General features: G+C 61.1%; 9 protein-coding genes and 1 pseudogene. 7 read left to right on the top strand and 3 right to left on the bottom strand.

Annotation, left to right across the window (positions count from 1 at the left end; translation table 11 throughout):
• Positions 1-288: pseudogene (locus tag QN219_RS17545) on the top strand (ABC transporter ATP-binding protein); the annotation flags it as partial.
• A gap of 123 nt (positions 289-411) precedes the next feature.
• Here the strand turns inward: QN219_RS17545 and fba are convergent.
• A complete protein-coding gene (gene fba / locus QN219_RS17540) occupies positions 412-1,458 on the bottom strand; it encodes a class II fructose-bisphosphate aldolase (protein ID WP_284001034.1) in 1,047 nt (348 codons plus the stop codon).
• A gap of 758 nt (positions 1,459-2,216) precedes the next feature.
• Between fba and QN219_RS17535 the strand changes: the two genes are divergently transcribed.
• The 5 genes from QN219_RS17535 to QN219_RS17515 all read left to right on the top strand — a co-directional run bounded on the left by QN219_RS17535 (position 2,217) and on the right by QN219_RS17515 (position 9,163).
• Entirely contained in the window at positions 2,217-3,815 is a 1,599-nt protein-coding gene (locus QN219_RS17535) for a peptide ABC transporter substrate-binding protein (protein WP_284001033.1), read from the top strand.
• Between the two features lie 53 nt (positions 3,816-3,868).
• Positions 3,869-4,792, top strand: coding sequence for an oligopeptide ABC transporter permease OppB (gene oppB, locus QN219_RS17530; protein WP_284001032.1), 924 nt, complete (start codon positions 3,869-3,871; stop codon positions 4,790-4,792).
• Positions 4,785-5,915, top strand: a complete 1,131-nt coding sequence (locus tag QN219_RS17525) for an ABC transporter permease subunit (protein WP_284001031.1) — start codon at positions 4,785-4,787, stop codon at positions 5,913-5,915. Before oppB ends, QN219_RS17525 begins: the two co-directional genes overlap by 8 nt.
• A 1-nt stretch (position 5,916) precedes the next feature.
• A complete protein-coding gene (locus QN219_RS17520; protein ID WP_284001030.1) occupies positions 5,917-7,518 on the top strand; it encodes an ABC transporter ATP-binding protein in 1,602 nt (533 codons plus the stop codon).
• A 298-nt stretch (positions 7,519-7,816) separates the two neighbouring features.
• Positions 7,817-9,163 (top strand): mechanosensitive ion channel family protein, encoded by a 1,347-nt coding sequence (locus QN219_RS17515; RefSeq protein WP_284001029.1) that lies wholly within the window; start codon positions 7,817-7,819, stop codon positions 9,161-9,163.
• 5 nt (positions 9,164-9,168) lie between these two features.
• On the opposite strand, the gene QN219_RS17510 is transcribed toward QN219_RS17515, so the two are convergent.
• Together QN219_RS17510 and QN219_RS17505 are read right to left on the bottom strand one after the other, a co-directional pair.
• Positions 9,169-10,533 (bottom strand): sigma-54 dependent transcriptional regulator, encoded by a 1,365-nt coding sequence (locus tag QN219_RS17510; RefSeq protein WP_284001028.1) that lies wholly within the window; start codon positions 10,531-10,533, stop codon positions 9,169-9,171.
• Entirely contained in the window at positions 10,530-12,356 is a 1,827-nt protein-coding gene (locus QN219_RS17505) for a sensor histidine kinase (protein ID WP_284001027.1), read from the bottom strand. The genes QN219_RS17510 and QN219_RS17505 overlap by 4 nt, the downstream gene beginning before the upstream one ends.
• A 240-nt stretch (positions 12,357-12,596) precedes the next feature.
• Between QN219_RS17505 and QN219_RS17500 the strand changes: the two genes are divergently transcribed.
• A complete protein-coding gene (locus tag QN219_RS17500) occupies positions 12,597-13,529 on the top strand; it encodes a VOC family protein (protein WP_284001026.1) in 933 nt (310 codons plus the stop codon).
• Positions 13,530-13,570 lie beyond the last annotated feature (41 nt).

Here is a 13,570-nt window from a genome sequence, read left to right as displayed (position 1 = left end):
GCACTCGCCCGGGCCCTGGTGCGCGACCCGCAAATTCTGATCCTCGACGAAGCCACCAACGCTGTCGACGGTCTGTCGGAGGCCGCGATCGTCGAGACGTTGAGGTTAAGGGCCGGCCGGCGCACGACCATCGTGATCAGCCATCATCGCAGCACGATTTCGTTCTGCGACGACGTGGTGGTGCTCGGCAGCGGCCGTGTGAAAAGCCAGACGCCATTGGCCGACGTCGCATCGCTAAGCATGGATCAGCTCTACGAACACGAGACGCGCGTGGGGCGCCAAGGCTGAACTCCGCAAAAAAGCAACTCAGCGTGCTTTTCAGGCACACCGCGTCGCAACTTTACCTTTGTTGTTTGTAAGTGCTCGCCTGGATGCTACGCGCAGCGCCTCGATCGCCGCCCGCCGTCTTGATCAGGCGGCCTTGACGTAGTGCTTGGCCATTTCCGGCAGGCGCAGCACCCTGATCTTCGAGGCCTGGCCGGCGGCACGGAATGCCTCGAAGCGCTCCTTGCAGACCTCGGTCATGCGTGCGATCGCGGGTTTCAGGTAATTGCGCGGGTCGAAATTGTCCGGATGCTCCAGATGATGCTTGCGGATTTCGCCGGTGAAGGCGAGGCGGAGATCGGTGTCGATGTTGACCTTGCGGACTCCGAGCGGAATTGCCTTCTGGATTTCTGCAACCGGCACGCCCCAGGTCTTCTTCATCTTGCCGCCATAGGCATTGAAAAGCTCCTGCAGATCGGCCGGGACCGATGACGATCCGTGCATGACGAGATGGGTGTTCGGCAGCCGCCTGTTGATCTTTGCGATGGTGTCGATCGAAAGGATCTCGCCGTCGGGCTCGCGCGTGAACTTGTAGGCGCCGTGGCTTGTGCCGATCGCGACGGCAAGAGCATCAACGCCGGTTTTCGAGACGAAATCGAAGGCTTGTTCCGGATCCGTCAGCAGTTCCTCGCGGGAAAGCTTGCCTTCGAACCCGTGGCCGTCTTCCTTGTCGCCGGCACCCGTTTCGAGGTTGCCGAGGCAGCCGAGCTCGCCCTCGACGGAAACGCCCGCCGCATGGGCGATCTTCACGACTTCTGCGGTTACCGCGACGTTATATTCGTAGCTCGCAACAGTCTTGCCGTCCTTTTCGAGCGAACCGTCCATCATCACGGAGGTGAAGCCGTTGGTGATGGCGGAAATGCAGGTGGACGGCTGGTCACCGTGGTCGAGATGCAGACAGACCGGGATGTGCGGATACTCCTCGGCTGCTCCGAGGATCAGATGGCGCAGGAAGGCGTCGCCGGCATAGGCACGCGCGCCGCGGCTCGCCTGCAGGATCACCGGAGAGTCCGTTGCGTCGGCGGCTCGCATGACGGCCTGAATATATTCTAGATTGTTCACATTGAAGGCTGGCAGCGCATAATTGTTCTCCGCTGCATGGTCGAGCAGTTGCCGCAATGTGATCAATGCCATTCGAGATCTCCCTGATGCTGGACGCCTCCACTCCGGGCGCCATGGATAGGCGGCACGGCTGAGAACAGCGCCCGCCCGCGAGGTCATCGAAGACGGCTTTGAGCACCCTCCGACGGACCTGGAACGGACGTTGCCGCACCAAGCCAGGGGCACAATAATTCATGCGGGTCTTTTGGCAACGGGGGCAGCGGCACGGCCGGGCACTTGATGGACGTGCGTCAGCGGATTTTGCTGTGGATGAGAAATTGCACGGTAAGAAATCGCGGCTTTCGCTTTCTGGTGGTGCTGACACGGTGGCGCACGGAGCGGGGAACAGGAGCAGATATCGGTGGCCGGCGATAGGCGCCGGCGTCCAAATCGCACATCGCTGACGCAGTGGCGCCATCGGCGCGGAAGCATGATGTTGCAAAAAGATTGCGACAGGTGCCGCAAATTTTTTCGCATATTACGTAAAGTGCCGCATCAATTCACGAACTTTGCATGACGCCCTTTTCAGGACGTTTCCAAGAGGAGAAGTGTCGATGTTTGAATCCGATCTAAAACGTTACAGTCTGCCATTCCGGCGATCGCTGTTCAGCCTGATCGAAGTCGCAAAAGCGACGAAAACCACCGCAAACGAAATACAACTTATGCGTCTATGAAAATGACGTTCTATAGAGGAGGATGCAATTTTCCGCACAAAGCGCCTTGCCTTTGTTGAGAATTTGCCCTTCTCTCCTGCGATCACAACCCAAAACGAGGGGAAGGAGAAAAAAACAATGACCTCACTGAAACTTAAACTCAGCGCCGCAGCGTTGCTTGGCTCGCTGCTGATCGGCGCAAGCCCTGCACTCGCGGAAGCGGTGCTTCATCGCGGTAACGCCGGCGAGCCGCAGACGCTCGACCAGGCCCACACGTCAATCAACATCGAAGAGTTCATCCTCAAGGATCTCTATGAAGGCCTGACGATCTACGACGCTGCCGGCAAGATCATTCCGGGTGCCGCCGAAACCTGGGAGCTTTCGGATGACGGCACCGTCTACACCTTCAAGCTGCGCGCCGATGCCAAGTGGTCGGACGGTTCGCCGGTAACGGCCGAAGACTTCGCCTTCTCGTTCCGCCGTGTGGAGGATCCGAAGACTGCCGCCGAATACGCCAACATTCTCTTCCCGATCAAGAATGCCGAAAAGGTCAACAAGGGCGAAGTGCCGGTCGACCAGCTCGGCGTGAAGGCCGTCGACGAAAAGACGTTCGAAATCACTCTGGAGCGCCCGACGCCCTTCTTCCTGGAGCTGCTCGCGCACCAGACCGCGCTTCCGGTCAGCAAGGCAAGCGTCGAGAAGAACGGCGCCGATTTCGTCAAACCGGGCGTGATGGTTTCGAACGGTGCGTTCCAGCTGACCGCCCATGTGCCGAACGACAGCCTGACGGTCGAGAAGAACGCCAATTACTGGGATGCCGCCAACGTCAAGCTCGACAAGGTGATCTTCTATCCGATCGACGACCAGGCCGCCTCGGTGCGTCGCTTCGAAGCAAAGGAAATGGACCTCGCCTACAACTTCTCGGCCGACCAGATCGAGCGGCTGCGCACGTCCTACGGTGACCAGGTCCATGTCTCGCCGACGCTGGCGACCTACTACTATGCTTTCGACACGCGGCAGGAACCCTATAGCGACGTTCGCGTTCGCCGGGCGCTGTCCATGGCGGTCGACCGCGACTTCCTCGCCAAGGAGATCTACAGCGGTTCGCAGCTTCCGTCCTACTCGATGGTGCCGCCGGGTATCGAGAGCTACGGCGAACCCGCCAAGGCGGATTTTGCCGACATGTCGCAGCTCGACCGCGAGGACAAGGCAATCGAGTTGATGAAGGAGGCCGGCTACGGTGAGGGCGGCAAGCCGCTGAACATCGAAATCCGCTACAACACCAACCCGAACCATGAACGTGTTGCAACGGCTGTTGCCGACATGTGGAAGAACACCTTCGGCGCCAAGGTCTCGCTGGTGAACCTCGACGTGTCGTCGCACTACGCCTACCTGCAGGAAGGCGGCAAGTTCAACGTCGCCCGTGCCGGCTGGGTTGCCGACTATGCGGATGCTGAAAACTTCCTGGCGCTGAGCCTCAGCACCAACAAGACCTTCAACTATGGACACTTCGAAAACGCCGAATTCGACGCGTTGATGAAGAAGTCCTATGAAGAACAGGATCCGGCGGCACGCTCGAAGATCCTCCATGAAGCAGAGACCCTGCTGATGAAGGAACAGCCGATCGCGCCGTTCCTGACCCAGGCAGACCTGTGGCTCGTCTCGAGCCGCGTCAAGGGCTGGCAGGATAATGGGCCGAATGCGCACTTGAGCAAGTTCCTGAGCGTCGCCGAATAACGAACTGAGGCGACGCGCGGCCAGCTGCCGCGCGTCGCCTTCGGAGCACATCCATGATCCCCTTCATCCTTCGCCGACTGGCGAGTGCGGTGCCGACGCTGTTCATCGTCGTCACCATATCCTTCTTCTTGATGCGGTTTGCCCCCGGCGGCCCCTTCAATCTCGAGCGTCCTCTCCCTCCCTCCACTATGGAGAACCTGATGAGGACCTACCACCTCGATGAGCCGCTCTGGCGCCAATACGTTATCTATCTCAGCAATGCGGTGACGGGCGACTTCGGTCCGAGTTACATCTACCATGACAACAATGTCGCGCAGCTGATCGGCAAGGGCCTGCCCTATTCGATGGAGCTCGGCTTCTACGCACTGCTTCTGGCCGTCATCGGTGGTGTGATCGCCGGCACCATTGCAGCCCTCAGGCAGAACAGCATCCTCGACTTCGGGATCATGGCGGTCTCGACGATTGGCGTCACCGTTCCGAACTTCGTTGTCGGCCCGGTCCTGACACTCGTTTTCGCAATCGTCCTGTCGTGGCTGCCGGCGGGCGGCTGGGGGGACGGATCGTTCCGCTTCCTGATCCTGCCGATGATTGCCCTGGCGCTGCCGCAGCTCGCCGTCTTCGCCCGGCTTACCCGCGGATCGATGATTGAGGCGCTCCACACCGACCACATCCGTACCGCCAAGGCCTATGGCCTGCCGTCCCGCGCGGTCGTGGTGACGCACGCGATGCGCGGCGCGATGTTGCCGGTCGTCTCCTACCTCGCGCCCTGTGCGGCCGCCCTTCTAACCGGCTCGGCAGTCGTCGAAACGATTTTCACCATTCCCGGCGTCGGCCGCTATTTCGTTCTTGGCGCAATCAATCGCGACTATACGCTGGTCATGGGCACCGTGATCCTCGTCGCCATTTTCGTGATCGTTTTCAATCTATTGGTCGATATTCTTTACGGCCTGCTCGATCCGAGGGTTCGCCATGACTGATATCGTCCAAGCGCCGGCGTCCACGCCGGAAACCAAGGGGCGTAGCCTCTTCCAGCTTGCTGCGCTCCGATTCCGCCGCAATCGTGCCGCCATGGCGGGTTGTGTCATGCTGGCGCTGATTGCGCTGTTTTCGTTCGTCGGACCGCTGTTCTCGCCGCACACTTACGACCAGGTCTTTCCGTCCTATGTCTCGATCGGCCCGAGCCTGGAGCCGCGGCCGGACGCCTCGACACTTCAGGACGTCATGGAGGGTGTCGCCACCCGCGCTCGCGTGACACTCAAGGAATTCGCGGTCGAAGGCGAGGGCTTCACCGCCACCGTCACCTCGGATCAGCCGATCGACCCGCGCGCGACGCGGTACTTCGACAGGGCCAACGAGTTTGAAGGTACGAAGGTCGTCGCCACCGAAGATGATGGCCGCACCCTTAAGGTCGAGGGCCAGGTGGATCGCGAATATTTCCCCTTCGGCACCGACTCGAATGGCCGCGACCTGCTCGTTCGCGTGATGCTCGGCGGACAGATATCGATCGCCGTCGGTCTCCTCGCGAGCCTCGTCTCGCTCGGCATCGGTGTGGTCTACGGGGCGACCTCAGGCTATATCGGCGGGCGTGTCGACAATGTCATGATGCGTCTGGTCGAGATCCTCTATTCGCTGCCCTTCGTCTTCCTCGTCGTCGTGCTCGTCGTCTTCTTCGGCCGCAGTTTCATCCTGATCTTCCTGGTGATCGGCGCCGTCGAATGGCTGGATATGGCGCGTATCGTGCGGGGGCAGACGCTGGCGCTCAAGCGGCGCGAGTTCGTGGGGGCGGCCCAGGCGCTCGGTCTTACCGACTGGCAGATCATCCGCCGTCACATCATCCCGAACACCATCGGCCCGGTGATCGTCTTCGTCACCGTCGTCGTGCCGAAGGTCATCCTGCTCGAGAGCTTTCTCTCCTTCCTCGGCCTCGGCGTGCAGGCACCGCTGACGAGCTGGGGCGCGCTCATCTCCGAAGGGGCAAACAATATCCAGTCGGCGCCGTGGCTGCTCATCTTCCCGGCCATCTTCTTCGTCGTCACGCTGTTTTCGCTGAATTTCGTCGGCGACGGCCTGCGCGATGCGCTCGACCCGAAGGACCGCTGACATGCCAGACATGAAGGAATCCATTCTCACCGTCCGCGGTCTTAAGGTGGATTTTTCGACACCGGACGGCACTGTAGAGGCCGTCAAAGGCATCGATCTCGATGTCCGTGCCGGCGAGACGCTGGCGGTCGTCGGCGAGTCCGGTTCCGGCAAGAGCCAGACCATGATGGGCATCATGGGACTATTGGCGACGAACGGCACCGTGACCGGCTCGGCCCGCTATCGCGGCCGCGAGCTTGTCGGTCTTGCGCCAAAGGCGCTGAACGACGTGCGCGGCTCGAAGATCACGATGATCTTCCAGGAGCCGATGACATCGCTCGATCCCCTCTACACGATCGGGCGGCAGATCGCCGAGCCGATCGTCCATCACCGCGGTGGAACATTCAAGCAGGCGCGCAAGCGCGTCATGGAACTGCTTGAGCTCGTCGGCATCCCTGAGCCCGCTCGGCGCATCGACAGCTATCCGCACGAACTCTCAGGCGGCCAGCGCCAGCGCGTGATGATCGCCATGGCGCTCGCCAACGAGCCGGATATCCTGATCGCCGACGAGCCGACGACCGCGCTGGACGTCACCATCCAGGCACAGATCCTCGATCTCCTGAAGCAGCTGCAGAAGCGTTTCGGCATGGCAATCGTGCTGATCACGCACGACCTCGGCATCGTGAAGCATTTTGCCGAGCGTGTTGCCGTTATGCGTCGCGGCGAGGTCGTCGAGCACGGCACGACGGCTGACATCTTCGAACGACCGAAGGCCGACTATACGAAGATGCTGCTTGCAGCCGAGCCCAGCGGACGCAAGGCATCGCCGCCGGAAACCGCGCCCATTATTCTGGAAGGCCGGGACGTCGCGGTCGACTATGCGATCGGCGGCGGGCTGTTCCGAGGCTCGACTGGGGTGTTTCGCGCCGTTGATGGCGTCAATCTGCGCCTGAGGCAGGGCCAGACGATCGGCATCGTCGGCGAATCCGGTTCGGGCAAATCGACCTTGGGCAGGGCGCTGCTGAGACTCTTGCCGAGCAAGGGACACTATCGCTTCGGCATGACCGATATTTCCGGCTTCGACCGCAGCGCGATGCGGCCCCTGCGCCGCGAGCTCCAGCTCGTCTTTCAGGACCCCTACGGCTCGCTGTCACCGCGCCGGACGGTCGGTGAGATCATCACCGAAGGTCTCTACGTGCACGAACCCGGGCTCAACCGGGCCGAGCGGGATCGCCGCGCGATCGCGGCCTTGAAGGAGGTCGGCCTCGATCCGGCGTCGCGCAATCGCTATCCGCACGAGTTCTCGGGCGGGCAGCGCCAGCGCATCGCGATCGCCCGCGCCATGATCCTGAAGCCGAAGGTCGTGATCCTCGACGAACCGACCTCGGCGCTCGATCGCTCGGTGCAGGGGCAGGTCATCGAGCTTCTGCGTGACCTGCAGCGTTCGTATGGGCTCTCCTACATCTTCATCAGTCACGATCTTTCCGTCGTGAAGGCGATGTCGGACTATGTGATCGTGATGAAGAACGGCCGCATCGTCGAGGAGGGGGAAACGGACGCGATCTTCGAGGCGCCGAAGGAGCCCTATACCAAAACGCTGATCGGGGCCGCCTTCAACGTCTGAAACCCGCAGCTTGAACTGCAGAGACGCGACAGTCGCGTCTTTGCCTCTATCACGCCACTTCGACGGGTGGTCGCGAAGCCATTATCATCAGGTGACGGCAAAACAGACCGCCGTGAAGGCAGCCAAGAGCCGATCCGGAAATTTCGCCCAAAGGCCGACGGTCCTCCGGTTCCTATCGCTTGCCCAGGTCAGGAACCATCCTTGCCTCGTCCGAGTTTTCCATAATGTCCGAGCATTCGGTTCCAAGAGAACTCGATGCCGCGGGGTTGCCCCTGCGGAAATTTCGACGAGAAAGGCTATGGATTTCGTAGAGGCGGTCAACGCTGCCGGATCTTGGCTGCAGACTGTCGTTCTGAACGAGTGGACGGTCTATCAGGCCGTCGTGATTGCAACCGGTTACCTCTTTTGCGGTTTCCTGGCAAAACGCATTGAGCCGGCGTTGGAAACCCGCGCGCGCACCATCAAGGGAAATCCGGATCTGCTTCGCGTCATCATCGCCTTCATGCGGCGGCTGCGATGGCTTTTCTTGATTGCGTGGCTGTGGATCGCCGATGTCGTTCTGTTGCGATTTGGATGGCCTTCGTACCGGTGGCTGGTGGCCACAGCCCTTACGCTTGTGGCGGCGTGGTTTGTGATCGCGGTGCTCACACGCATAATCAGAAACCAAATGCTGGCACGGGTCGTTGCGGTCGCCGGTTGGCTCTACTTTGCACTTTACGCGCTTGGACTGGATGGCATGATCCTGACGGCCCTTGATAACATTGCCGTCAACCTCGGCGCTGCCCGTCTTTCGATGTTGCTGGTCTTGAAGGCCATCGTCCTTTCTGCCGCGCTGATCTGGCTGGCCGTCCTGATCGGCAACATGTCGTCCCACTGGTTACAGAAGTCCGCGGATCTCACGCCATCGCTCAAGGTCCTCATCAGCAAGCTCATCAAGATCAGCTTGATCGGATTGGCCGGCGCTGTCGCCCTATCTGCAACAGGCATTGACCTGACGGCACTCACGGTCTTTTCGGGTGCCGTCGGCGTCGGAATCGGTTTCGGCCTTCAGAAAGTGGTCTCCAATTTCATATCCGGAATCATCATCCTTCTCGACAAGTCGATCAAGCCGGGCGACACGATTACGCTTGGAGAAACCTTCGGCGCGATCCGCGACCTACGCTCCCGCTTCGTCTCCGTCATCACGAGAGATGGAAAGGAGTACCTCATCCCAAACGAAGACTTCATTTCCCAGCAGGTCGTGAACTGGTCCTTTTCCAGCGAGTATGTCCGCATCGACGTCAGTTTTGGGACCTCGTACGACAGCGATCCGCACGAGGTTGCGCGCATCGCGGTCGAGGCAGCGAAAGCCATTCCGCGGGTTGCCAGTACCTACGCTCAACCGGTCTGTTGGATGACCGCATTCGGTTCATCGTCGCTCGATTTCAAACTGAGATTCTGGATTTCCGATCCGAGCAACGGGCTGACGAACGTCCGCGGCGAGGTCCTCATGGCATTGTGGGACGCGTTCAAGGCCGCCGGCATTTCAATCCCGTTCCCGCATCGCGAAATCATCATGAAGACACCTGTCGAGATCGTGGATTCACTTGAACGCGGCGAAGAGATGCGGAGCGGCCCGGCGCCCGCATCCCGTTCCAACGTCTGAGCGCATCACATATCGTCGTCGCGTCGTGCCTCTGCCGCCAGAAGCCTCTTGTCGAGCCCGAATTTCTGCATCTTCTCATAGAGCGTCTTGCGCGAGATCCCGAGAGACTCGTAGACGGGCTTCAGTGCCCCGCCATGGGCCGCAAGCGCACTGGCGATAAGGCTCTTTTCGAAGGCGGCAACCTTGTCGGCGAGACGCGTGCCGTTCGGTCGGGCGGAAGTCGCATCGTCCTGTTCGGCTTCGAGCCCGAGCACGAACCGTTCGGCTGCGTTTCGAAGTTCGCGAACGTTGCCGGGCCAGTCGCGTTCCGCGATTTCCGACGCCAGAGCAGGGGAGATCTCGACGTCGTCGCGGCCGTAGCGCGCAGCGGATTCGCGCACCAGCTGCATGAAAAGCAGCGGAATGTCGGAACGGCGATGGGCAAGCGGCGGCACGCGCAGAGTCGCGACGTTCAGCCGATAGAGAAGATCGGCGCGGAACCGACCGGCAGCAACCTCCCGCTCCAGATCGACCTTGCTGGTGGCGATGAAGCGCACGTCGAGCGGCACGACTTCATTGGAGCCGAGCCGGGTTATGACCCGTTCCTGCAGCACACGTAGGAACTTTGCCTGGAGGTCGAAGGGCATGGAGCCGATCTCGTCGAGCAGGATGGTGCCGCCGCGCCCGTGCTCGAACTTGCCGTAGCGCGGTCGCAACGCGCCAGGAAACGCGCCAGGCTCGTGCCCAAATAGCTCGCTCTCGATCAGCGTCTCCGGAAGGGCGGCACAGTTGATGGCGATGAAGGGGCTGTTGGCGCGGCTGCTGAGATCGTGGAGTGCGCGCGCCACGACCTCTTTGCCCACACCCGTTTCGCCGATGATCAGCGTATCGGCGTCGGACGCGCCGATGGCGCGGACCTTGTAACGCAGGTCGACCATCGCCTGGCTTCGCCCCGGCAGCCGTTGCTCGATATCGTCGCGCTTTCCCGCAACCGCTCTCAGGCGGCGGTTTTCAAGCACGAGCCCGCGCCACTCGAGCGCGCGGCGGATGGTGCCGGCGAGCATTTGCGCCGTGAAGGGTTTTTCCACGAAATCATAGGCGCCTTCGCGCATCGCTCGCACGGCGAGCTGGACGTCGCCGTGACCGGTCACGAGGATCACCGGCACTTCGGCGTCGATTTCCCGAATACGCTGCAGAAAGGTCATTCCGTCCATGCCCGGCATGCGAATGTCGCTGATGACGACACCGGAAAAGCTGAAACCGATGAATTCGAGCGCGTGTTCGGCGCTGGCGAACGTATCGACGCGAAAACCCGCAAGCTCGAGTGCTTGGGCGCTCGAATGGCGAAGCTCGTCTTCGTCGTCGACGAGCAGGACCCGGCTTTCGGTCATTCGGCGGCCTCCCGCTTGGTCCGGCTGCTCGCCGCAAGCTCGATGCGAAACACGGCGCCTCCCTCGACGTGATTGGAAACGGTCAGGTTGCCGCCGAAATCCTTGACGATATTGTAGGAGATGGAAAGGCCGAGGCCGAGGCCCTTGCCGACGCCCTTGGTGCTGAAGAACGGGTCGAAGATGCGTTCGGCAATGGCGGATGCCACGCCGGGACCACGGTCACGGATCGTGATCACGACCTTGTCGCCCTCGCGCCAGGCGTTAACCGAAATCACACGATCATCGAGGCCCTCGACTGCGTCGGCGGCGTTGGAGATAACGTTGACGAGCACCTGTTGTAGCCGGACCGAACCCGCCCGGACGACAAGAGGTGCGTCGCCGAGGTCGATGTTCACCTTGGCGTTTGCTGCTTTGATCCGAGCCGCCACAATTTCCATCGTGTCGCGCATGACCTCGTCGAGAGGCACGGGGCCAAGCTTCTCATTAGGCTTGCGGGCAAAATTGCGCAGATGCCTGCTGATGGACGCCATTCGGTCGATGAGGCCGGAAATGCGCCTGATATTGTCGCTCGCTTCGGTCGTCCGCCCCCTTTCTATCAAGAGCGCAGCACTGTCGGCATAGGTCTTGGCGGCTGCAAGTGGCTGGTTGAACTCGTGCGAGAGCGCCGCCGACATCTGGCCGAGGCCGGCGAGCTTGCCCGCCTGGATGAGATCTGCCTGGGTCTGGCGCAATTGTTGTTCCGTAAGCCTTCGCTCGGCGATCTCCTCCTCGATCTGGGTATTGACGCGTGCGAGATCTGCGGTGCGCTCTTCGACGCGGCGCTCAAGCTCGCTCTGGGCTTGCGCCTGCATCAGCAAGCGCTCCCTGAGGCGCGCGCGGCGTTGCAAGAGCACGGCGACTGCGAGACCGGCCAGCCCGCAAAGCAGCATCGCGGCGGCGACGGCGGTCATGGCCCGCGTCTTGACCGACGCCGTATCGATCAACACGTTCACGGTCCAATCGGCTTCCGGCATATATTGCGAAAGAACGAGGTATTCCCGGCTCGCATCACCCGTCGCAATCCGCATCAGTTGGTGATCGAAAAGCCTGCTGCGCGACACCGGCAGCGGACGCAGAACGGCGTTGGCATAGCGGCGCGAGGCTTCGGTGCGCGCGAGCCGCTCGGGCGTGAGCGGCAGGATGCCGGCGTAAAGCCATTCCGGACTGCCGCTCATGAAAATGATGCCTTCGGGGTCGGAAACGAACAGCTTGTACTCGCCTCCCTGCCAGGAGGCCTCGATGGTCTCGATATCGACCTTGAAGACAATGACGCCGCGGATTTCTCTGCCGATACGGATCGGCGAGCCGAAATAATAGCCGCGTTTGAGCGACGTCGTGCCGAGCGCATAGAAGCGGGACTGGACTCCCTTCAGGGCGTCCTGGAAATAGGGGCGATAGCTGAAGTTCTGCCCGACGAAGCTTGCGGGACCGTCGTAATTGCTTGCAGCGATCGTGTCGCCATCGGGGGTGATGACATAGATATCGGAGGACCTGAGGAGCTTGTTGATTTCCTTCAGATAGCTGTTGACGCTTTCGCGAAGCCGCCGGTCCTGTGGCCGCGTGGCCAGTTCCTTGACGTCATCGTGATCCGCGATCAGCGCGGGAAGCGCCTGGTAGCGATTGAGGTGGCCGCTCAACGCGGAGACAGCAAGCCTCAGCGTCGTCGTCGCCTGCGCTGAGGCCTCCTGCATGTAGCGTCTCGTAGCGATGGCATTGCCCTGCCAGGCGATAAGCAGAGCGATGAATGGCATAAGGCAGAGCACAAGCACAAAACGGTATTTCACAGAATGCCTGGCTCCTCCTCCATGCGTTCTTCTCGGATGACCGATTTAGTCGATGGTAGGCATCCGCTCAACCGGTGGCAAGTCACTCATCGCTGTCGATTTTTCTCAACGAGCAGCTGAGTATGTCAACGCAGCGTTGACAATGCGTTTGTCCGCCTCAGCCTTTCGCAAAGGAGGGGAAGAGCGCATCTATGCGTCATCAACGAGCCCGATTGGAGACGGGCAGAAAGGAATATGACAATGCTCGACCAGATCAAGGGCCTGCATCACGTCACGTCGATGGCGGACGACGCCCGCACCAACAACCAGTTTTTCACGAGCACGCTCGGCTTGCGTCGCGTGAAAAAGACAGTGAACTTCGATTCGCCGGACGTCTACCACCTCTACTATGGCGACGAGACCGGGACGCCCGGCACCGTGATGACCTATTTCCCGTTTCCGCAGATGCCGCGTGGTCGCGCCGGCACCGGAGAGGTCGGGACGACCGTCTTCTCCGTTCCCGTCGGTTCGCTCGGCTTCTGGCGGGATCGCCTGAGCACGCTTGGCGTCACCGGCCTCAAGGATGAGGAAACATTCGGTGAGAAGCGCCTGAACTTTGCCGGCCCCGATGGCGACGGCTTCGCTCTGGTCGAGGCAAAGGACGATCCGCGCACACCTTGGACTGAGGGCGGCATTTCAGAGGACCACGCGATCCGGGGCTTCCATTCGGTTGCCATGCGGCTGCGCGACGAAGGCGCCACCGCCGAACTGCTCAAATTCATGGGCTACGAGGAAATCGACCGCAAGGATGGCGTCACCCGGCTGATCGTGCCCGGCGGCAACGGCGCGAGCCTCGTCGATCTCGAAACGCTGCCGAACGTCAATCGCGCGGCACAGGGCGCCGGCTCCGTCCACCATGTCGCCTTTGCGGTCGACAATCGCGAAAAGCAGCTGGAGGTGCGCAAGGCCCTGATGGACACCGGCTATCACGTCACTCCGGTCATCGATCGTGACTATTTCTGGGCGATCTATTTCCGGACACCGGGTGGGGTTCTGTTCGAGATCGCCACCAACGAGCCCGGCTTTGGCCGTGACGAGGAGATTGCCCATCTCGGCGAGGCGCTGAAGCTGCCGCAGCAGCACAAGCACCTGCGCCCGATCCTGGAAAGCCACCTGCAGAAGCTGGAAGCATAGACCTCCAGTATCTCTGCGGCCGAGATTTCCTCCTCCGTTTC

The sequence above is a fragment of the Sinorhizobium sp. 8-89 genome, from assembly GCF_030124325.1.
Classification (GTDB): Bacteria; Pseudomonadota; Alphaproteobacteria; order Rhizobiales; family Rhizobiaceae; genus Sinorhizobium.
The sequence above is the reverse complement of the archived record's forward strand: the minus strand, read 5'-3'. Positions and strand labels throughout refer to the sequence as shown.

What these genes read in the sequence shown, in the direction of transcription:
- fba (WP_284001034.1), bottom strand. Translation starts at nt 1,458, where the DNA reads ATGGCATTGATCACATTGCGGCAACTGCTCGACCATGCAGCGGAGAAC.
- QN219_RS17535 (WP_284001033.1), top strand. Translation starts at nt 2,217, where the DNA reads ATGACCTCACTGAAACTTAAACTCAGCGCCGCAGCGTTGCTTGGCTCG.
- oppB (WP_284001032.1), top strand. Translation starts at nt 3,869, where the DNA reads ATGATCCCCTTCATCCTTCGCCGACTGGCGAGTGCGGTGCCGACGCTG.
- QN219_RS17525 (WP_284001031.1), top strand. Translation starts at nt 4,785, where the DNA reads ATGACTGATATCGTCCAAGCGCCGGCGTCCACGCCGGAAACCAAGGGG.
- QN219_RS17520 (WP_284001030.1), top strand. Translation starts at nt 5,917, where the DNA reads ATGCCAGACATGAAGGAATCCATTCTCACCGTCCGCGGTCTTAAGGTG.
- QN219_RS17515 (WP_284001029.1), top strand. Translation starts at nt 7,817, where the DNA reads ATGGATTTCGTAGAGGCGGTCAACGCTGCCGGATCTTGGCTGCAGACT.
- QN219_RS17510 (WP_284001028.1), bottom strand. Translation starts at nt 10,533, where the DNA reads ATGACCGAAAGCCGGGTCCTGCTCGTCGACGACGAAGACGAGCTTCGC.
- QN219_RS17500 (WP_284001026.1), top strand. Translation starts at nt 12,597, where the DNA reads ATGCTCGACCAGATCAAGGGCCTGCATCACGTCACGTCGATGGCGGAC.